We start from the raw sequence: 17,443 nt of genomic DNA, 5'->3' as shown, positions 1-17,443 counted from the left end.
GAAGCAGTCCGACCGAAAACAGCTGCGCATTCCACTACGGCTCGTCAGCGAACCTTCTCGGAATCACCTGGCCTTGATCGAATGCCCTGGTCCTTGGCCGATCACTCGGCCGATCGACCAGACCCGGGCGGCGGCGCAGCCCGAACATTGATGGTCGTCTTCATCCACGCAGGGCTTGTCCGGATAGAGCATGTAGTTCTTGCGGAAGCGGCCAGGCGTGGCGTTGGGCATGAACACGTTGGCGCCGCGCTGCAGGACAAGGTCGCGGCCGGCATGCGGGAAGATGGCGTCGAAGGCTGTGGTCGCCGGGATGTGCGCCTTCGGATTGACGATGCGGAGCGCCGATACGGCGGCGAAGAACATGTCGTGGTCGTCGGCGTAGGCGTTCGGCTGGCCGGCGAGCGGAGTATCCGGATGGGCGATGAAAGGCCCGATGCCGATCATGTCCAAGTCGAGGTCGCGACAGAGCAGGATGTTGTCGGCCAGGATGTCGAGCGTTTCGCCCGGCACGCCGATCATGAAGCCGGAGCCGACCTGGACACCCAGGCTGCGCAGATCCTTGAGGCAGCGGATGCGCTCGTCGAGGTCGCAGTCCGGGTGCAGGTAGGCGAAGAGCTCGGGGCTGGAGGTCTCGAAGCGCAGAAGGTAGCGGTCCATGCCGGCGGCACGCCAGCGGGCATAGGTGTCGCGCGGCCGGTTGCCGGCGCTCATCGTTACGGCGAGCCTCGTCTCCGTTTTGATCCGCCGGATGATGCGTTCGATGCGCTCGTCTTCCTTGTCGGCGGCCACTTCGCCCGACTGCAGCACAATGGTGGTCTGCTGCCAGCCTTCCATCCGGCGCGCCACTTCGAGGATTTCCTCCTCCTCAATGCGGTAGCGGCGCACGTCGTGGTTGGACTTGCGGATGCCGCAATAGAGGCAGTCATTGGCGCAAACGTTGGAAAACTCGACGATGCCGCGCAGGAACACCTCATCGCCCATGTTGGCCTTGCGCACGGCGTCGGCGCGGGCGAACAGAGCCTCGCGCGGCAGACCGAACAGCGCCTTGACGGTCGAGCGGTCGAAAGCGTCCCCGACGGGGACCTCTTCCATGCGGGCAGGGGCTGAGCTCATTGATTGTCCGAAAACTTATATTTGTTGTGAAAGTTATAGCCCGAACAGCCTGTTGGTAACAGGCGCCACCCATCCCTCCGAATACTTAGGCGAAACGTTTTGGATGACTCTTGAGCAGATTCGATTTTAGTTACTATACACGTGCAGTACGGCTTGGGAGGAACTTGCCGGACTTCATGGTTCATGGTTGACCTGCGAACGCAACAGGGAGGCGGCCGTGATTGTCACCATGGTCAAGGGAGTTGGGCGGGCGCTGACGTGTCCGTCCGCTGGTTTCTGTCTGAGGCTCGCCGTTGCAGCGGCATTTCTGACGGTGTTGTTCGGCCTTCAGGCCATCGCCGTCGGCATTTGATACGCGCTAAGCATCCTTGGTGGAAATCGCCGGCCGGGCAGCGATGCCCGGCCGGTCCGTTTCTCCCTCCTCGCGGGGGATGATCAGGCGGCATTGGCCATGGCCTTGAGGTCGGTCTCGACCTCGCCGACCGGCTTCAGACCGAACGTGTCGACCAGAACCTTGAGGACGGCGGGCGTCAGGAAGGCTGGCAGACGCGGCCCGATGCGGATGTTCTTGACGTTGAGGTGCAGCAGGGCGAGCAGCACGCAAACCGCCTTCTGTTCGAACCACGACAGAACGATGGAGAGCGGCAGGTCGTTGACCGTGCAGCCGAAGGCGTCGGCCAGCGCCAGCGCCACCTTGACGGCGGAGAAGCTGTCGTTGCACTGACCCATGTCGAGGAGACGCGGCAGGCCGGCAACGGTGCCGTAGTCGTGGCCGAGCAGGCGATACTTGCCGCAGCCGAGCGTCAGGATCACCCAGTCGTTCGGGATGGTCGTGCCAAGGTCGGTATAGTACGAGCGCTCGCCCTCCGAGCCATCGCAACCGCCGATGACCGCGAAGTGCTTGATTTCACCGGCCTTGACGGCGCCGATGATCTTGTCGGCCGCGCCCAGCACCGCGTCATGGCCGAAGCCGACCATATGCTCGCCAGTTTTCACGCTGTCGGTGAAGCCGGGGGCGGCCAGTGCCGCTTCGATCACCGCCGAGAAGTCGCGATCCTCGATGTGGGCGATGCCCGGCCAGGCAACGAGATTGCGGGTGAACAGGCGGCCTTCGTAATCCTCGAAAGGCTGCATCAGGCAGTTGGTGGTCATCAGGATGGCGCCGGGGAAGTTCGGGAACTCCCGCTGCTGCAGCATCCAGGCGCCGCCGAAATGGCCGACGAGGTGCTTGAACTTCTTGAGCTCGGGATAGCCGTGGGCCGGCAGCATTTCACCGTGGGTGTAGATGTTGATGCCCTTGCCCTCGGTCTGCTCGAGCAGCGCCTTGAGGTCGACCATGTCATGGCCGGAAACAAGGATCGCCTTGCCGGGCACATGGCCCATCAGCACCGGGGTCGGCGTCGGCTTGCCATAGGTGTCGCAATGGGCGGCGTCGAGCAGCGCCAGCACATTGATGGTCACCTCGCCGCACTTGAGGTTGAGGGCGAGCAGTTCGTCGACCGTGGCGACGCCGGCATCGAGCTTGGCGAGGGCCTCCACCATGAAGGCGTCGACCACCGGATCGGCACGGTTCATCTGGCGGGCGTGGTGGGCGTAGGCGGCCATGCCCTTGAGCCCGTAGAGCAACAGCTCCTGCAGGCCGGTGATGTCGTCGCCGAGGCTCTCCTTGCGGGGGGCGATCATCGACTCGCGCGCCCAGGCGAGCAGCGTGTCTTCCGGAGCCTCGACGGCAACGCCGGCGGCGGGGGCGCCGGCGGCGGCGACCACTTCACGGATCTTGTCGAGGATCGAGGCGGTGTCGAAGTTGACGTTGGTTACGGTGACGAACAGGGCGTCTTCGAGCATCGGGGCGAGGCTCGCCGGCCGCTCGGTGGCGGGCACGTTGGCGTAGCGGGTCGCAAGGCGCTTGGCGGCGTGAACGAGCACGTCCTGCAGGTCCGAAGCCTCAGGCGACTTGCCGCAGACGCCGCGCGTCACGCATCCGGTTCCCCGGGCGGTCTGTTCACACTGGTAGCAAAACATCTGTCCGTCTCCATCCTCGGGGGCCTTCGGCCCTTCTTGCCGGCGTGGCCGGCGGAATGGAGGGCAACCTAGAAGGACGCTCGACCGGAGACGTTGCGCGGGCACAAATTTGCAGGCGATTTCACGGCGAGTCGATGTAACCCGCTCGCGTCATTTCCCTCAGTGCCAGTTCGTTCGCCGAGGCAAGCGCCTGCTTCACGCTCATCTGACCGACGACGGCGGCGGCGAAGATCTGCCCGACAGCGTCGCCAATCCGCTGGAACTCGGGAATGGCCACGAACTGGCTGCCGGTGTAAGGCGCCGGCTTGACGGTTGGCTGGTCGGGATTGGCTGTGTCGATGGCGGTCAGCGTATAGCCGGAGAAAGGCGCTGCAGACCGATAGCCTGGATTGTTGTAGAGCGACATGCGCGTGCCGGGCGGTGCATAGGGCCAGCCCTCATGAGCGGCGACGAGCTCGGCGTAATCGCGGCCGGTCGCCCAGGCAATGAAGCGCTGGGCCGGAGCTGCCTTGGAGGAGCTCGAGGGGATGGCGAGATTCCACGTCCAAAGCCAGTTGCCATGATTGCCGAGGGTCCCATGGCTCGGAAATGGCGTGTAGCCGACGCGGCCGACGATATCCGAGGTCTTCGGGTCGTTCAGCGTGGAAGCTGCGACGGTGGAATCGACCCACATGGCGCATTTGCCGGTGCGGAACATGTCGAGATTTTCATCGTAGCCGAGAAAGGCCGCTCCTGGCGGCCCAGCCGTCTGAAGCAGGTCGACGTAGAAGTTGAGTGTTCGCTCCCACTCGGGCGAGACGAACTCCGGACGCCAATCGAAGCCGAACCATCGGGCGCCGAAGGAGTTGGCGGTGGCGGTGAGCAGGGCAACGTTCTCGCCCCACCCGGCCTTTCCGCGCAGGCAAATGCCGTAGCGCCCGCGTGCCTTGTTGGTCAGCTCGACGGCTGCGTCGCGGACGAAAGCCCAGGTCGGCGAAGGCGGCATCTCCAAGCCCGCCTGCCGGAACAGGTCGGTGCGGTACATCAGCATGGCGCTTTCGCCGTAGAACGGCGAGGCGTAGAGCTTGCCACGGTAGGAAACCGCCTTGCGGATCGCCGGCAGGAGGTCGTCCGCTTCATAACTCTCACCCAGATCGTCGAGCGGCTGAAGCCAGCCTTGTCGCGCCCAGATAGGGACTTCGTAGTTACCGATTGTGACGATGTCGAACTGGCCACCGTGCGTCTCGATGTCGGTGGCGATCTTCTGCCGCAGGACGCTTTCTTCCAGGATCACCCAGTTGATGTGGATGCCCGGATTGCTCGCAACGAAGTCGTCGGTGAGCTCCTGCATGCGGATCATGTCGGCATTGTCGACGGCGGCGATCGTCAGCACCTCGGCCGATATCGCGGCAGCCGTCGTGCCGATCAGCATCGCAACCCCAACAATCGCGCAGAAGCGCATCGCCCTTACCCCTCCGACTCACTCCACTCCATCAGGAATGCTAGTGCGGCAATGGGCGTGACGGTATTGGCGAAGGGTCGCGCAAGACGCGGGTTGTTGAGAAAATTTCGGATCAAGGTGCGACAGGCAGCGCTGCCGTGCCCGCCATGTCCTCCTTGAGGTCGACACCGGTGAGCCCAAGCCGCAAGGCCTGCCGGATCAGCCAGGCAATCTTGTCGGCCGCGAGCTCATGCATCAGCCCATCGGCGTGAATGTTGGAGAGGCAGTTGCGTTCGCTGTCGCGCCGGCCGACCTTGGGGGCAAAGGTCAGATAGGCGCCGAGACTGTCGGGGACCGACAGGCCGGGCCGCTCGCCGATCAGCACGACGACGATGCGGGCGCCAAGCGCGTCACCGACCTCGTCGCCAAAGGCGACGCGGGCTTGTTCGCCCAGCACGATCGGCGCGACCTTCAGGTCACCAAGCCGGCGCAGGCAAGCGGACAACACGATTTCCGCATGCGCTTCCACGGCAGCGGCCGACAGGCCGTCGGCGATGACGAAGGCAACGTCCCAGTCGCCCCTTTCAACGCCGGCCACAGCGGTAGGGTCGACGCGCCTGCCGAGGTCGGGGCGGGCGAGATAGGTCGGCCGGTCAGCGGCGCGCGACTTGAGGCGGATCACCGGCTGTGTAGCGCCGATCCGCTCCGCCATTGCGGCGAAATCGACGTGGCCATGCACGGCGTCGCGTGCGCGGGCGTGCGCCAGCTGGAAATCGAGCACGGCGCGGATCGGCAACGAGTCGCCGGCCCGTCCGAGGCCGATGCGGGCGCGGGTGACGGCCCTGAAGCGGGCGAACGGGTCGAGGTCGATGGGATTGCTCATGCCGACGCCCTATAGTCGATGAGCCGGCGGGCGTCGGAACTGGCCAGCGGCGCCAAACGCCCCTCGCGGTCGAAGAGCCCCATTCGCTGGAGCCAGGCCTCGAACTCGGGCGCCGGCGGCCGCCCGAAGGAATGCCGGAGGCTGACGATGTCGTGGTAGCTGAGCGACTGGTAGTTCAGCATCACGTCGTCGGCGCCGGGCACGGCGATCAGGAAGTTGACGCCGGCCGAGGCGAGCAGGAACATCAGGTTGTCCATGTCGTCCTGGTCGGCTTCGGCGTGGTTGGTGTAGCAGACGTCGACGCCCATCGGCACGCCCAGCAGCTTGCCGCAGAAATGGTCCTCAAGACCGGCTCGGATGATCTGCTTGGCGTCATAGAGATATTCGGGACCGATGAACCCGACGACGGTGTTGACGATCAGCGGCTTCAGGTGGCGGGCGACGGCATAGGCGCGCGCCTCGATGGTCTGTTCGTCGACACCGTGATGGGCGTCGGCGCTCAGCGCCGACCCCTGGCCGGTTTCCAGATACATCACATTGTCGCCGACGGTGCCGCGCTTCAGGCTGAGCGCGGCCTCGCGCCCCTCGCGAAGGACGTTGAGATCGACGCCGAAGCCGCGGTTGGCGGCTTCCGTGCCGGCGATCGACTGGAACACCAGGTCGAGCGGCGCACCGGCCTCGACGGCCTTGATCGACGTCGTCACGTGGGTCAGCACGCAGGACTGCATGGGAATGTCGAAGCGTTGGCGGAGCCGGTCGAACAGTTCCATCAGCCGCACGCAGGCTTCGAGGTTGTCGCCGGCCGGGTTGATGCCGATTACCGCGTCGCCGATGCCAAAGGTGAGGCCGTCGAGCGTCGAACCGGCAACGCCTTCGGGATCGTCGGTCGGATGATTGGGTTGCAGGCGGCTGGACAGGCGCCCCTTGAGGCCAATGGTCGTCCGGAAACCGGTGACGACGCTGGTCTTGGCGGCGGCGACGATCAGGTCATGGTTGCGCATGATCTTGGAGACGGCGGCGACCATCTCGGGTGTCAGGCCGGGGGCGAGCGCGGAAAGCGCGTCGGTTGTGCACTCGTAGGACAGCAGCCAGTCGCGAAATTGGCCGACCGTCATGTGGGCGACCGGTGAAAAGGCGGCGGCGTCGTGGCCATCCAGGATCAGCCGGGTGACTTCGTCGATCTCGTAGGGGATCAACGGCTCTTCGAGAAACGTACGGAGCGGAATGTCGGCCAGCAGATAGCGCGCGGCGACGCGGCGCTCGTTGGTGTCGGCGGCGATGCCGGCCAGCCGGTCGCCGGATTTTTCCGGCGAAGCGGCGGCCATGAGGGTCTTGAGATCGTCGAAGACGTGGCGCTGGCGGCCGAGCAGGATGGCGTAGCTGGACATGCCCGTCAGTCTATCATCGCCCAAGGATTGGCCAAGACGTTTTGTTGAGCAGGCCTCGCCTCGGCCGAAGTCACATGGGGGACGATACTGACGCATCGGGGCGACTTTGATGAACAATCGGTAAGGTCTGTTTTTGAACACGATTTCGCCAAGAATCCGATATCCCTGCTTGCCCGCCCGTGGTAGCTCCGGCCGGACCGGCTCGGTGCCGATGGGCGCCCAGATGGACGATTTCGAACGCTGGAGGAAAAGGCATGCAACTCGTTCAGGCCAGCGGCCTGGTGAAGACCTTTTCGAGACTGCGCGCCGTGGATGGCGTCAGCCTTGAGGTGAGCCGTGGCGAGGTTGTGGGCTTCCTTGGCCCCAACGGCGCCGGCAAGTCGACGACCATGAAGATGCTGACCGGCTTTCTCGAACCCGACGCCGGCACCGCCTCGATCGCCGGTCATGACGTCTTCGCCGACCCCATCGCCGCCCGCCGTCACCTCGGTTATCTTCCCGAAGGCGCGCCGGCTTATGGCGACATGACGGTTGCCGATTTCCTGGCCTTCGTCGGCCGCATGCGCGGTCTGTCAAATGCCGTGCTCGGCGAACGCCTTGCCGAAATGGTCGAACGGGTCAATCTCGCCGCTGTCTGGAACCGACCGATCGACGCGCTGTCCAAGGGGTTCAAGCGCCGTGTCGGCATTGCCCAGGCACTGATCCACGACCCCGAGGTTCTGATCCTCGACGAGCCGACCGATGGCCTCGATCCCAACCAGAAGCACGACATGCGCGAGCTGATCTCGGCCATCGCGCCGGGCAAGGCGATCGTCATCTCGACCCATATCCTTGAGGAGGTCGAGGCGATCTGCAGCCGAGTCGTCATCATTGCCGAGGGCAAGGTGGTCGCCGATGCGACGCCGGCCGCGCTTCTCGACGCCGCCGCCGTCGATGGCCAGCGACCGACGCTCGAAACCGTCTTCCGCTCCATCACCGGCAGCAAGGCCGCCTGACGCCGCTTATCTTCCGGAGACAATCCGAGATGAAAACCTCTTTCCGCACCATCGCACTGGTGTTCGGCCGCGAGTTCCGCGCCTATTTCGCGACGCCGCTGGCCGCCGTCTTCCTCCTGGTGTTCCTCGCTCTCTCAGCCGGCCTGGCCTTCTTCGCCGGCGGCTTCTTCGAGCGAGGGCAGGCCGACCTTGGCCCGTTCTTCGCTTGGCACCCCTGGCTTTTCCTCATCCTGATGCCAGCCATCGGCATGCGGCTCTGGGCCGACGAGCGCCGATCCGGCGTCATCGAGCTTTTGATGACGTTGCCCGTCCGCGCCCATGAGGTGGTGATCGGCAAGTTCCTGGCTGGCTGGGCCTTCACGGCGGTGGCGCTGGTGCTCACCATGAGCTTCTGGCTGGTAACGCTCTACCTTGGGTCTCCCGACAACGGCATCGTCGTTGCGAGCTATATCGGGTCCTTCCTGATGGCTGGTGCCTTCCTGGCGATTTCCGCCTGCATCTCGGCAATGACCAAGAACCAGGTCATCGCCTTCATCCTCGCCGCCATCGTGTCCTTCCTCTTGGTGATGTCCGGCACCAATCTTGTGCTCGCGGCTCTTCGCGGCTGGGCGCCGGCCTTCGTGGTCGATCTGGTGCAGTCGCTCTCCTTCATCACCAACTTCGACCGGTTGACGCGCGGTGTCCTCGAGGCGCCGGCCGTCATCTTGTTCCTGTCGACCATCGTGCTCGCGCTCTGGATCAACGTCCAGGTCGTCGACGCCAAGAAAGCGGCCTGAGGTTCCACGATGTCGAAACTCAATCGGATTCCCAAGTCCCGTCTCGTCGCCGTCGGCGCCGTCCTGGCGATCATCCTCTACCTCGCCGTGAACTCGCTGTCGTCGACGCTGTTCCGCTCAAGCCGTATCGACCTCACGGACGGCGGCCTTTACTCGCTCTCCCACGGCACCGTGGCCATGCTGGACAAGCTCGACGAGCCGATTCACATGCGCCTGTTCATGTCGGCCGGCCTGCACCAGGCGGCGCCGGCGCTGTCCGCCTACGCTTCGCGCGTCCGCGCCATGCTCGACACCTACGAGAGCCTGTCGCACGGCAAGATCACTCTCGAGGTGATCGATCCCGAGCCCTACTCGGAGGAAGAGGACCGCGCCGTCGGACTTGGCATCAACCGCATCAGCCTCGATGGCAGTTCCGATCCGATCTATTTCGGCCTTGCCGCCACCAACTCCACCAACGGTTCGGCCAACATCCCGGTGTTCACGCCGGATCGCGAGGCCTTCCTGGAATATGACCTGACGCGCCTCGTCGCCGAGCTGGGGCAGCCGAAGAAGCCGGTCGTTGCGCTTCTCGATGGGCTCGGCATGGCCGGCAATCCGATGGCCGGGCAGGAGCCGACCCAGATCCTCACGATGCTGAAGGAGACCTACAGCGTCGAGACCATCGGCGGAGACATCGACAAGCTGCCCGACAACACCCGTGTCGTGTTGGTGGTGCAGCCGCAGAAGCTCAGCGATCGTACGCTCTACACCCTCGATCAGTGGGTACTTTCGGGCGGCGCCACATTGGTGTTCGCCGATCCCTTCGCCGAGACCCAGGTCGGACCTCAGCCCGGCATGCCGGTGGAGAACAACGCCACCGACTTCCAGAAGATGTTCGACGCCTGGGGCGTCGGCTTCGACGCCAAGAAGGCGATCGGCGATCCCGACTGGGCGATCCGCACCGTGCGCAACATCGGTGGTCGTCAGGCGGAGGTTGCCAACTATCCCTGGTTCGCCATCCATGACGATGGCTTCGACCGGGGCGACGCCGTCACCTCCAAACTCAATGCCGTGGTGATGACGACGGCCGGCAGCTTCACTGCTACCGGCAAGGACACGACGCTGAAGCCGCTGATGTATGCCTCGGCCGACGCGGGTTTGCTGCCGGCTGGCGAAGCAGCCGACCCCTACGGCGATCCGCGCGCTCTTCTCGCCAAGATCGAGAAGAGCGGTGGTCGTCCGGTGGTGGCCGCCCGTCTCGAAGGCAAGCTTCACACCGCCTTCCCGGATGGCAAGCCGAAGGATTCGGCCGCCGAGGGTACACCGATCAAGGAAAGTGCCTCGGCTCCCAACGTCATCCTTGTCGGTGACGCCGACATGCTTTCCGACCGCAACTGGCTGCAGAAGCAGAACGTGCTCGGCCGGCAGGTGGCGCAGGCCTTCGCCAACAACGGCGACTTCCTGCTCAACGCCGTCGAGCAGATGGCCGGCGGCGTGGCGTTGGCCGATCTGCGCAGCCGTACGGTCTCCTGGCGTCCGTTCACGCGCATCGACGCGCTGGAGCGCGCCGCCGAGGAACGCTTCCTCGCCAAGCAGCAGGAACTGACACAGCGCATCGCCGATACCGAGAAGAAGCTGAAGGACGCCTCGACCACCGGCGAGGCCAAGGATGGCGAACTGGTGTCCGCCGAGCAGGCCAAGACGATCGAAACCTTCAAGTCCGATCTCCTGTCGGCCCGCGCCGAACTGCGGGAGGTGCAGTACCAACTGCGCGCCGACGTCGCGAGCCTCAAGAACTGGATCATGGTGCTGATCATCGGTGTCGTGCCGGCGGCGGTGGCGCTTGTCGCCCTCGTCTTCGCCCTGCGCCGGCCCCGTCGGCCGGTACCGGTCCGCAAAGCCTGAGTCCAGCGAGGAGTTACCTGATATGACGCCGAAATCGCTCATCGGTCTTGCCGTCGTCACCGCCGCCGCCGTCGTCGCGGCCGTGGTGGTCGCTGGCGGGACTGCCGCCGACAGCGCCGTCGCCGATCGTGGCCGGGCGCTTCTGCCGGACCTCGTGAAGACCTCGGCTTCGGTGGAAAGCCTCGCCGTAACCGTCGGCAAGGACACCACCACGCTGACGCGCGAGGGAGACCGCTTCGTCGATGCGTCCGGCTATCCGGCCAAGATCGACACGGTGCGCAAGCTCGTCTCGTCCCTGGCGACGCTGACTATCGACGAAGACAAGACCGACAAGCCCGATCGCTATGTCGATCTCGGCCTTGCCGATCCCGCATCGGCCGAAGGGGCGGCCACCAAGGTGGCGCTGCTCGACAAAGAGGGCAAGCCGCTTGCCGCCGTCTACGCCGGCAGCAAGGACTACACTGTTGGGGGCAGCCGGGGTGGCCAGTATGTGCGCCTCGACGGAAACCCGCAGTCCTATCTGGTGCGCGGCTCCCTCGACGTGCCGACCGCCCGCGCCGACTGGTTCGACGCCCGCCTGACCGACATCAAGCCGGCGACCTTGTCGAAGGTGACGCTGACCGACGCCGGCGGCGCCACCGTCGATTTCCTGCGGACCGGCGACAAGCTGCTGCCGGCGACGCTGCCCGACGGCAAGGCCCCGGACGAAGGCAAGGCCAATCGCGTCACGGCCTTCCTCCAGGGCTTCGACTTTACCGACGTCCGGAAGGAAACGCCTGCTTCGATCGCCAATACCATGCGTCTTCGCTACGAGACGACCGACGGGCTGGCGGTCACGGCTACGGCCGTCCCTGCGACGGATGAGGCCGGCAAGGGCTGGATCCGCATCGTCGCCGAGGCGATCGACCCCAAGGCGGCCGACGCCGCCAAGGCCATCAACGAGAAGGCCGCCGGTTACGAGTTCAAGGTCAACACCATCCATACCGAGATGTTCAGCTGGACGGTGGCAAGCCTTGCCAAGGACGGCTGACCCAAGCCACGGCTGAGATGGAATGAAACCTGCGGCCGGCTAGGAAACTCGCCGGCCGTCTTGCTTCTTCTCGCGTTATCCTTCGATTTCCAGGGTGGCCAACAAGCCGTGCGGCGCGTTGTCGCCAAGGGCGATGCGCCCGCCATGCGCTTCCGCAACGTCTCGGGCGATGGTGAGCCCCAGCCCGAAACCGGAGTTCGGCATGGAGCCGCGGGCGCTGTCGCCGCGCACGAAAGGCGCGAGCAGATGCTCTCGTTCGCCGGGAGCTATGCCGGGACCGTTGTCGGCAACCGAAATCGCCAGGCGATGCTCTTGCAGCGTCCGCAGGGATATCACCACCTTGTCGCCATAGCGCACGGCATTGTCGGCGAGATTGGTGACCGCCCGCATGATATCGCGACGCCTTACGCAAGCACTGAGACGGCTCGGCCCCTCGTAGGATATCGTATGGCCGAGATCGGCGAACTGGTCGGCAATGGTTTGCAAGAGACTGGGCAGGTCGGTCTGGTCGAAGGGTTCGGGACTGTCGGTGCCGGAGAGGTGGACGAGAGCCACGTGCGCCAGTGCGGCCATGTGGTCGAGGTCGGCCAGCATCGGCTCGCGGATCGTCTCGTCATCGATGAACTCGGCGCGCAGTCTCAGGCGGGTGATCGGCGTCCGGAGGTCGTGGCTCACGGCCGCGAGCATGGTCGTCTTCTCTGCCATGAGCTTGCCGATGCGGGCGCGCATGCGATTGAAGGCGGAGATGGCCGATCGCAGCTCGCGCGGCCCGATCTCCGGCACCGAACCGTCCGAACGCATGTCGCGCAACCGCTCGACAGCGGCCTCGAAGCGCCTGAGAGGGCCGATGATCACCACCATGGCCCAACTCACGAGCACGATCGTGGTGATGAGGAGGAAGCCGAGCAGAGTCGTGCCCGGACCGAAGAAATGCGGCGCATCCGCTTCCGGCAGTTCCAGACGATAGCAGGCGCCGTCGGACAGCTCGATGAAAAGCGGTCCGACCAGTTCGTCCCCGGGAGTCGGTCGGCCATCGAAGACTTTTCGGGCGGTCGCCGCTCCTCCGAGACGGGATGCGAGCGGACCGAACCGGATTTCGGATGCTTCTGCTGGGATCGGGTCGGAACAGGTCGCGAGGGATGGCAGCGTCGCCTGCATCAGCTCGACGAGCCGGGGACGCTCCGTCGGGCTGGCGCTTGCGAGCATATGCGCGGCGGCGCCGATCTCGCCAGCCTTCTCGCCCGGCGAGGCGCTGAAGACCGTGCGGGGATTGGACAGGAAAAAATAGGCGGTCAGGCCCCCGTGCATCGCGGCGATCGACAACACCAGCAGGACGATGACCTGGCCGGCTACGGAATCGAATACCAGACGCAGGAACCGGCCGATCATGAGGCCGTGACTTCGGGCGTAAACAGATAGCCTTCCGACCGGATGGTGCGAATGAACTCCGACTTGTCGTCATCGGGCGAAAGCTTGCGCCTGAGGCGACTGACCAGGATATCGATGGATCGCTCGAACGGCGCTGCAAGGCGGCCTTGGGTCAGTTCCAGAAGTTGGTCGCGGCTGAGCGTGATGCCGGCGCGTTCGGCGAAGGCGACCAGAAGATCGAACTCGGCCCCGGTCAGCGTTGCCTTGGCGCCGGATGGCGTCGTCAGGCTGCGCTCTCGCGTGTCGATCACCCAACCGGCAAAGCTGAGGCGCCGGGCCTCCGATCGCGTCGTCTTGGCGGCAGGCAGACTGCTTCGTCTCAGAATGGCGCGGATGCGCGCCAGAAGCTCGCGCGCGCTGAAGGGCTTGGCGATATAGTCGTCCGCCCCGATCTCCAGCCCTACAACGCGGTCGATCTCTTCGCCGCGTGCGGACAGGATGATAATCGGCATGGTGGAACTGTTGCGCAGGCGACGACAGATGCTCAGTCCATCCTCACCGGGCAGCATGATGTCGAGCAGGACAATATCGACGCGCGAGGTCGTCAGGATGCGGTCCATCTCGCGGCCGTCGCGGGCTACAGATACGCGGCAGTCGTTCGCCTTGAGGTAACGCGAGACCAGCGTATTGATGTCGTTATCGTCTTCTACGAGCAGGATGTGGTTCTGCATGAAGAAAGGCCATCTCCATTCAACGGCCGAGCTTTAGCATTCAGGCGTTAGGCCACGACAGTTATTTTGTATCTAGATGTTTCCTTTCGTGACTGCCGAAACGCCTTGTTACCGCGCCAGCCAACTGGTTACCGCTCGTTAACGGACGCGGCGCTTGGTTTTCCGAATGTAATGCGTAAGACTCTAGCCCGAGGGTAGAAATGACCTCGATTTCCTCAACAAACGCCTATCAGTCGCCGCTTGCTCGGCTGCAGTCGACGCTCCAGTCCGATATCAGCGCCGGCAGCATCCAGTCGACCAGCCAATCCGCTCTTGAAACCGCACTCGAAAGCATCGACGAGACCCTATCGAGCAACCGGTCGAGCCAGACCTCCGGCAGCAAGCCGCCGTCGCCCGACGAGATGAAGGAGAAGATCGCCGATCTGATCCAGCAGCAGGTCGACGCCGGCACGCTGACCTCCGATCAGGCCGACGAGCTTGCCAAGGTCTTCGACGAAACCTTCTCGCAGGGCCCGCAAGGCGCCGGCGGGCCGGGTGGAGCCGGCGGACCACCGCCGGGGCCGCCGCCCGGAGGTGAGGAGACGACCGAGAGCGCCGATGGCAGCTCCTCTTCATCCGGCACGACCATCGCCGACATTCTGGAGGAGTTGCAGGCGGCGCTCGCCGAGAGCAATCAGACCGCCTATGGCTCCGACGGCTCCTCGACCTCGTCGAGCAGCACCAGCTATCTGTTCGATCTGGTCGCTTGAGCAACCATCGATTGCGCACACTGGGCGGCGGGGCAGGGCTCCGCCGTTCTGCGTTTCCGGGGGAAGGATGTGCCGTGCATGACGGCCGCGCGAAAAAAGCACTCTTCGCTACGAAAGCACTAGTGATATCCAAATGCTTGTGCGCAATCTTGAACATGGCGCGCCAGCGGGCCGGCGAGGGCCGTCGTCCGGTGGGGCGCCTTTCATGTTCTGACCCCCGGAGAACCGCCTGATGAACCGCCCCGCCGCCGGATGGATCGACCGCCTCCCGACCGACCACCTGATCACCGAGTTTTCGATGTGGTCGTCGGACCTCCTGCGCATCGCCGACGAAGTGGCTCGCATCGACCCCTATGCCAACGTGATCCATATCGACGCTTCCGATGGCGTCTTCGCGGACACGCTGCTGATGTTTCCCGAGATCGTTGCCCGCATCCGTTCGATCACCGACAAGCCCATCCACGTTCACCTGATGGTTGGCGAACCGGCGCTGATCAACCAGATCAACCAGTTCGCGGCTGCCGGTGCCGACGCCATTTCCATCCATGCCGAGAACACGCTGCTCACCGACAGCGGCATCGCCCGGATCAACGAGCTCGGTCTCGTCGCCGGTGTTGTGTTGAAGGTGGACACCCCGGTCGCCAAGCTTATCCGCCACCTGCCGCGCGTGCAGCTTGTGACCCTGTTCGGCGCAGGCATTGGCGAGCGCGAGGGCATCAGCCAGTCGGCCACGCAACGCCTCGAAGAGGCGCGTAAGTATATCGCTGGTGTTCCCAGTGGTCACCGCATCGTGTTGGTGGCCGACGGCGCCATCCGCGAGGATACCGTGCCGGTCCTGCGCAAGGCGGGTGCCCAGGCGATCGTGGCCGGCAAGTTGGTGTTCGATACGCCCGACCTCGGCAAGCGTATGGAATGGCTGAATAGCCTTTGAGACAGAAACAAACGGTCCTGCAAAGAGGTTTCAGAAACGCTTTTCCGGACTATGGAAACAAGAAAGGCGCCGGGGCATTGCTCGGGCGCCTTTTTTCGTGTCGTTCGCTCGTCAGCGGGCCGCCACCAACCACTCAGGCTTGAACCAGCGGTCGGCCGGACCGTCATACGGAAGGCGGTTGATGTCCCAGTGACGAATGAAGCGCGCGTAAGCCTCCCACACCGCCGGCCCTCCGGCAACGTAGACGACCCGGTCCGGGAAGCGGGCGAGCACATCCTCGGGGCGGTCGCTCGAACGGACGGGGCAAAGCGTGCGGTCGAACTTCATGAAGCCGGGCAGGGTGGAAATGGTGTGCGGACCAGCCAGCATGACGTGACCGCGCGTCACCTCGTAAAAGCGTTCGACGTCGGCGACGAACTCTCTGTCGGGATTGCCCTCCCAAGGCAGCTCCCCATTGAGCCCTATCTGGCCTCGCTGACCGATCGCGCAGATCGCCCTGACATCCGCCATGATTTCATCCGCTTGCTGTTGCAACTGCCACCGAGCATAGCAATCCCTAAGCGGAAAACCCAATAGGACATTTTCGAGCAAATCAGGCTTCCTCAAGCAAAACGGGCGGTGGTGTGCCGGGCGATGCCTTCCTCCGGCAAACGCAAGAAGCCGAGTGGGCCGGCGGAAGGGGCGCCATGCCCTTGTGCACTTGCTAGTCAGGTGGCGGGGCCAACGCCGGTGAACGACCAGTGCGTCTGTATGATGCGCCATCCCCCTGGATCGCGCCGGTAGACTTCCGTGCAGTTCCAGGCGACGCGGTTGCCCTCGCTGCCGTTCCAGGACACGAAGCGGAAGGTCAGCACGGCGGCATCGCCCACCACCTGAACCTTCGGTTCGAGCATTTCATGGCGCGGCGCTGAGATCCTGCCTCGCAGGTCGGCATAAAGGACCGCGAGCGCGGCCTTGCCGTCGACCCGTGTCTCGCGGAACGGATCGAAATAGGTGACGTCCTCGGCCGACAGGTCGAGAAAGGCATCGGGATCGCCGGTGCACCAGCGGTCGAGCGCTGCTTTCTCCAGTGCGATAATGTCGTCGGCGATGGTCATGGCAATCTCCCCCAAACTCTCCGGGGCAGATTAGGTCGAGACAGTGTCCGCGAATGTCAGTAGCGGGAGGCGGGAAGCGCCATCAGCGCCTCGGCGGTCTCGATATCGGTGGCGACGGCGTTGACGAGGCCACCGGCGACGGCGGCGCGGATCGCCTCGGCTTTCAGCGGCGACAACGCGGCGGCGATGCAGAGCGGCACGCGCGCGAGGCGCTCGAGCGAGATGGAGAGGGTACGGTCGTCGAACTCGGTGCCGACGGGACGGCCGTCCTCGCCGAAGAAGCGGCCGCAGATGGTGCCGACGGCGCCATGCGCTCGGATTTCCTCCAGCTTTCCGGGGGCAATGAAGCCCTCACGGAACACCATGGCCGTGGCCGAAATGGCGCCGACTCCCACTACTGCAACGGCAAGATGGTCCATCATGGAAAAGACGCCGCGCACGGTACCGGTCTCCCGCAGCAGGCGGGCCGCGTCGGCATCGTCGACAATGGCCGGCACCGGAAGTTGCCAGGCTTGGGCGCCGAGACCGGCGGCGAACCGCCGGCAGACTTCGGAGGAGTGGGTATAGTGTTCCGGCGCTCCCACACCGCCGACCAGGGCGACGACATTGAGGTCTCGCGCTGGCGAGCGACGCGTCGCCGCTGCGATGGCTGCCGCCGTGGCCCCGTCGGAGACGCCCAGCACGTCGCCGCTCTTCAGCGTGTCCTCGATGACGCGGGCGACCGCCTTGCCCAGCGTGTCGGCATGGGCGCCGGCCTTGCTTTCGACGACGACCGCGAGGCGTAGACCGAGGTGGGCCTTGAGGCGTTGTTCGGCGGCGCTGTCGCGAAAGGCCTTGGGAGTGACCTGAAACTCGATGTAGCCGAGGTCCAGCGCCGATTTCAGAGCCCGGCTGACGGTCGCCTCGGAAATTTCGAGGAGACGGGCGATCTCGGTCTGCGGCAGGCGCTGCTCGTAGCGGAGGCGGGCGATCTCGACGATCATGTCTTCGCTGCGACGGGGCCGGGGCATGATACGCGCCTTGGATGGGAATGGGATCGCCAGTCACCGGCGTCCG

General features: G+C 64.7%; 17 protein-coding genes. 7 read left to right on the top strand and 10 right to left on the bottom strand.

What is annotated here, in order from left to right:
* Positions 1 to 63 precede the first annotated feature (63 nt).
* Complete coding sequence (gene hydE, locus M4J39_RS08040; RefSeq protein ID WP_251727295.1) at positions 64 to 1,113, bottom strand: [FeFe] hydrogenase H-cluster radical SAM maturase HydE; 1,050 nt, start codon at positions 1,111 to 1,113, stop codon at positions 64 to 66.
* Positions 1,114 to 1,330: 217 nt separating this feature from the next.
* Between hydE and M4J39_RS22895 the strand changes: the two genes are divergently transcribed.
* Positions 1,331 to 1,465: a hypothetical protein gene (locus tag M4J39_RS22895; RefSeq protein ID WP_256469710.1), complete on the top strand. Its 135-nt coding sequence runs from the start codon at positions 1,331 to 1,333 to the stop codon at positions 1,463 to 1,465.
* A gap of 83 nt (positions 1,466 to 1,548) precedes the next feature.
* Here M4J39_RS22895 and hcp read toward each other — a convergent pair whose 3' ends face one another.
* The 4 genes from hcp to M4J39_RS08020 form a co-directional block, all read right to left on the bottom strand.
* The gene (gene hcp / locus M4J39_RS08035; RefSeq protein ID WP_251727294.1) at positions 1,549 to 3,135 is read right to left on the bottom strand and encodes a hydroxylamine reductase; all 1,587 of its coding nucleotides are present in this window, start codon (positions 3,133 to 3,135) and stop codon (positions 1,549 to 1,551) included.
* Positions 3,136 to 3,256: 121 nt separating this feature from the next.
* A complete protein-coding gene (locus tag M4J39_RS08030) occupies positions 3,257 to 4,576 on the bottom strand; it encodes a sugar ABC transporter substrate-binding protein (protein ID WP_251727293.1) in 1,320 nt (439 codons plus the stop codon).
* Between the two features lie 112 nt (positions 4,577 to 4,688).
* Positions 4,689 to 5,438, bottom strand: coding sequence for an ethanolamine ammonia-lyase subunit EutC (gene eutC, locus M4J39_RS08025; protein ID WP_251727292.1), 750 nt, complete (start codon positions 5,436 to 5,438; stop codon positions 4,689 to 4,691).
* Entirely contained in the window at positions 5,435 to 6,826 is a 1,392-nt protein-coding gene (locus tag M4J39_RS08020; protein ID WP_251727291.1) for an ethanolamine ammonia-lyase subunit EutB, read from the bottom strand. The genes eutC and M4J39_RS08020 overlap by 4 nt, the downstream gene beginning before the upstream one ends.
* A 254-nt stretch (positions 6,827 to 7,080) precedes the next feature.
* Between M4J39_RS08020 and M4J39_RS08015 the strand changes: the two genes are divergently transcribed.
* The 4 genes from M4J39_RS08015 to M4J39_RS08000 are packed head-to-tail and all read left to right on the top strand — an operon-like array spanning position 7,081 to position 11,511.
* Positions 7,081 to 7,821, top strand: a complete 741-nt coding sequence (locus M4J39_RS08015; RefSeq protein WP_251727290.1) for an ABC transporter ATP-binding protein — start codon at positions 7,081 to 7,083, stop codon at positions 7,819 to 7,821.
* 29 nt (positions 7,822 to 7,850) lie between these two features.
* Positions 7,851 to 8,597 (top strand): ABC transporter permease subunit, encoded by a 747-nt coding sequence (locus tag M4J39_RS08010; protein ID WP_251727289.1) that lies wholly within the window; start codon positions 7,851 to 7,853, stop codon positions 8,595 to 8,597.
* A gap of 9 nt (positions 8,598 to 8,606) precedes the next feature.
* Positions 8,607 to 10,481: a Gldg family protein gene (locus M4J39_RS08005; RefSeq protein ID WP_251727288.1), complete on the top strand. Its 1,875-nt coding sequence runs from the start codon at positions 8,607 to 8,609 to the stop codon at positions 10,479 to 10,481.
* A 22-nt stretch (positions 10,482 to 10,503) separates the two neighbouring features.
* Entirely contained in the window at positions 10,504 to 11,511 is a 1,008-nt protein-coding gene (locus M4J39_RS08000; protein ID WP_251727287.1) for a DUF4340 domain-containing protein, read from the top strand.
* 75 nt (positions 11,512 to 11,586) lie between these two features.
* On the opposite strand, the gene M4J39_RS07995 is transcribed toward M4J39_RS08000, so the two are convergent.
* Together M4J39_RS07995 and M4J39_RS07990 are read right to left on the bottom strand one after the other, a co-directional pair.
* Positions 11,587 to 12,900: an ATP-binding protein gene (locus M4J39_RS07995; RefSeq protein ID WP_251727286.1), complete on the bottom strand. Its 1,314-nt coding sequence runs from the start codon at positions 12,898 to 12,900 to the stop codon at positions 11,587 to 11,589.
* Complete coding sequence (locus tag M4J39_RS07990) at positions 12,897 to 13,610, bottom strand: response regulator (protein WP_251727285.1); 714 nt, start codon at positions 13,608 to 13,610, stop codon at positions 12,897 to 12,899. The genes M4J39_RS07995 and M4J39_RS07990 overlap by 4 nt, the downstream gene beginning before the upstream one ends.
* Positions 13,611 to 13,810: 200 nt before the next feature.
* On the opposite strand from M4J39_RS07990, the gene M4J39_RS07985 reads away from it, so the two are divergent.
* Positions 13,811 to 14,359: a hypothetical protein gene (locus M4J39_RS07985; RefSeq protein ID WP_251727284.1), complete on the top strand. Its 549-nt coding sequence runs from the start codon at positions 13,811 to 13,813 to the stop codon at positions 14,357 to 14,359.
* Positions 14,360 to 14,591: 232 nt separating this feature from the next.
* Positions 14,592 to 15,290, top strand: a complete 699-nt coding sequence (locus tag M4J39_RS07980; protein ID WP_251727283.1) for a D-allulose-6-phosphate 3-epimerase — start codon at positions 14,592 to 14,594, stop codon at positions 15,288 to 15,290.
* A 111-nt stretch (positions 15,291 to 15,401) separates the two neighbouring features.
* On the opposite strand, the gene M4J39_RS07975 is transcribed toward M4J39_RS07980, so the two are convergent.
* The 3 genes from M4J39_RS07975 to M4J39_RS07965 form a co-directional block, all read right to left on the bottom strand.
* The gene (locus M4J39_RS07975) at positions 15,402 to 15,800 is read right to left on the bottom strand and encodes a diacylglycerol kinase (protein WP_251727282.1); all 399 of its coding nucleotides are present in this window, start codon (positions 15,798 to 15,800) and stop codon (positions 15,402 to 15,404) included.
* A 197-nt stretch (positions 15,801 to 15,997) separates the two neighbouring features.
* Positions 15,998 to 16,387: a DUF4440 domain-containing protein gene (locus tag M4J39_RS07970; protein WP_251727281.1), complete on the bottom strand. Its 390-nt coding sequence runs from the start codon at positions 16,385 to 16,387 to the stop codon at positions 15,998 to 16,000.
* Between the two features lie 56 nt (positions 16,388 to 16,443).
* The gene (locus M4J39_RS07965; protein ID WP_251727280.1) at positions 16,444 to 17,397 is read right to left on the bottom strand and encodes a sugar-binding transcriptional regulator; all 954 of its coding nucleotides are present in this window, start codon (positions 17,395 to 17,397) and stop codon (positions 16,444 to 16,446) included.
* Positions 17,398 to 17,443 lie beyond the last annotated feature (46 nt).

The organism is Pleomorphomonas sp. NRK KF1 (assembly GCF_023721755.1).
Lineage (GTDB): Bacteria > Pseudomonadota > Alphaproteobacteria > Rhizobiales > Pleomorphomonadaceae > Pleomorphomonas.
The sequence above is the reverse complement of the archived record's forward strand: the minus strand, read 5'-3'. Positions and strand labels throughout refer to the sequence as shown.

Coding starts and splice junctions, on each gene's coding strand:
- hydE (WP_251727295.1), bottom strand. CDS start 1,113: ATGAGCTCAGCCCCTGCCCGCATGGAAGAGGTCCCCGTCGGGGACGCT.
- hcp (WP_251727294.1), bottom strand. CDS start 3,135: ATGTTTTGCTACCAGTGTGAACAGACCGCCCGGGGAACCGGATGCGTG.
- M4J39_RS08030 (WP_251727293.1), bottom strand. CDS start 4,576: ATGCGCTTCTGCGCGATTGTTGGGGTTGCGATGCTGATCGGCACGACG.
- eutC (WP_251727292.1), bottom strand. CDS start 5,438: ATGAGCAATCCCATCGACCTCGACCCGTTCGCCCGCTTCAGGGCCGTC.
- M4J39_RS08020 (WP_251727291.1), bottom strand. CDS start 6,826: ATGTCCAGCTACGCCATCCTGCTCGGCCGCCAGCGCCACGTCTTCGAC.
- M4J39_RS08015 (WP_251727290.1), top strand. CDS start 7,081: ATGCAACTCGTTCAGGCCAGCGGCCTGGTGAAGACCTTTTCGAGACTG.
- M4J39_RS08010 (WP_251727289.1), top strand. CDS start 7,851: ATGAAAACCTCTTTCCGCACCATCGCACTGGTGTTCGGCCGCGAGTTC.
- M4J39_RS08005 (WP_251727288.1), top strand. CDS start 8,607: ATGTCGAAACTCAATCGGATTCCCAAGTCCCGTCTCGTCGCCGTCGGC.
- M4J39_RS08000 (WP_251727287.1), top strand. CDS start 10,504: ATGACGCCGAAATCGCTCATCGGTCTTGCCGTCGTCACCGCCGCCGCC.
- M4J39_RS07995 (WP_251727286.1), bottom strand. CDS start 12,900: ATGATCGGCCGGTTCCTGCGTCTGGTATTCGATTCCGTAGCCGGCCAG.
- M4J39_RS07990 (WP_251727285.1), bottom strand. CDS start 13,610: ATGCAGAACCACATCCTGCTCGTAGAAGACGATAACGACATCAATACG.
- M4J39_RS07985 (WP_251727284.1), top strand. CDS start 13,811: ATGACCTCGATTTCCTCAACAAACGCCTATCAGTCGCCGCTTGCTCGG.
- M4J39_RS07980 (WP_251727283.1), top strand. CDS start 14,592: ATGAACCGCCCCGCCGCCGGATGGATCGACCGCCTCCCGACCGACCAC.
- M4J39_RS07975 (WP_251727282.1), bottom strand. CDS start 15,800: ATGGCGGATGTCAGGGCGATCTGCGCGATCGGTCAGCGAGGCCAGATA.
- M4J39_RS07970 (WP_251727281.1), bottom strand. CDS start 16,387: ATGACCATCGCCGACGACATTATCGCACTGGAGAAAGCAGCGCTCGAC.
- M4J39_RS07965 (WP_251727280.1), bottom strand. CDS start 17,397: ATGCCCCGGCCCCGTCGCAGCGAAGACATGATCGTCGAGATCGCCCGC.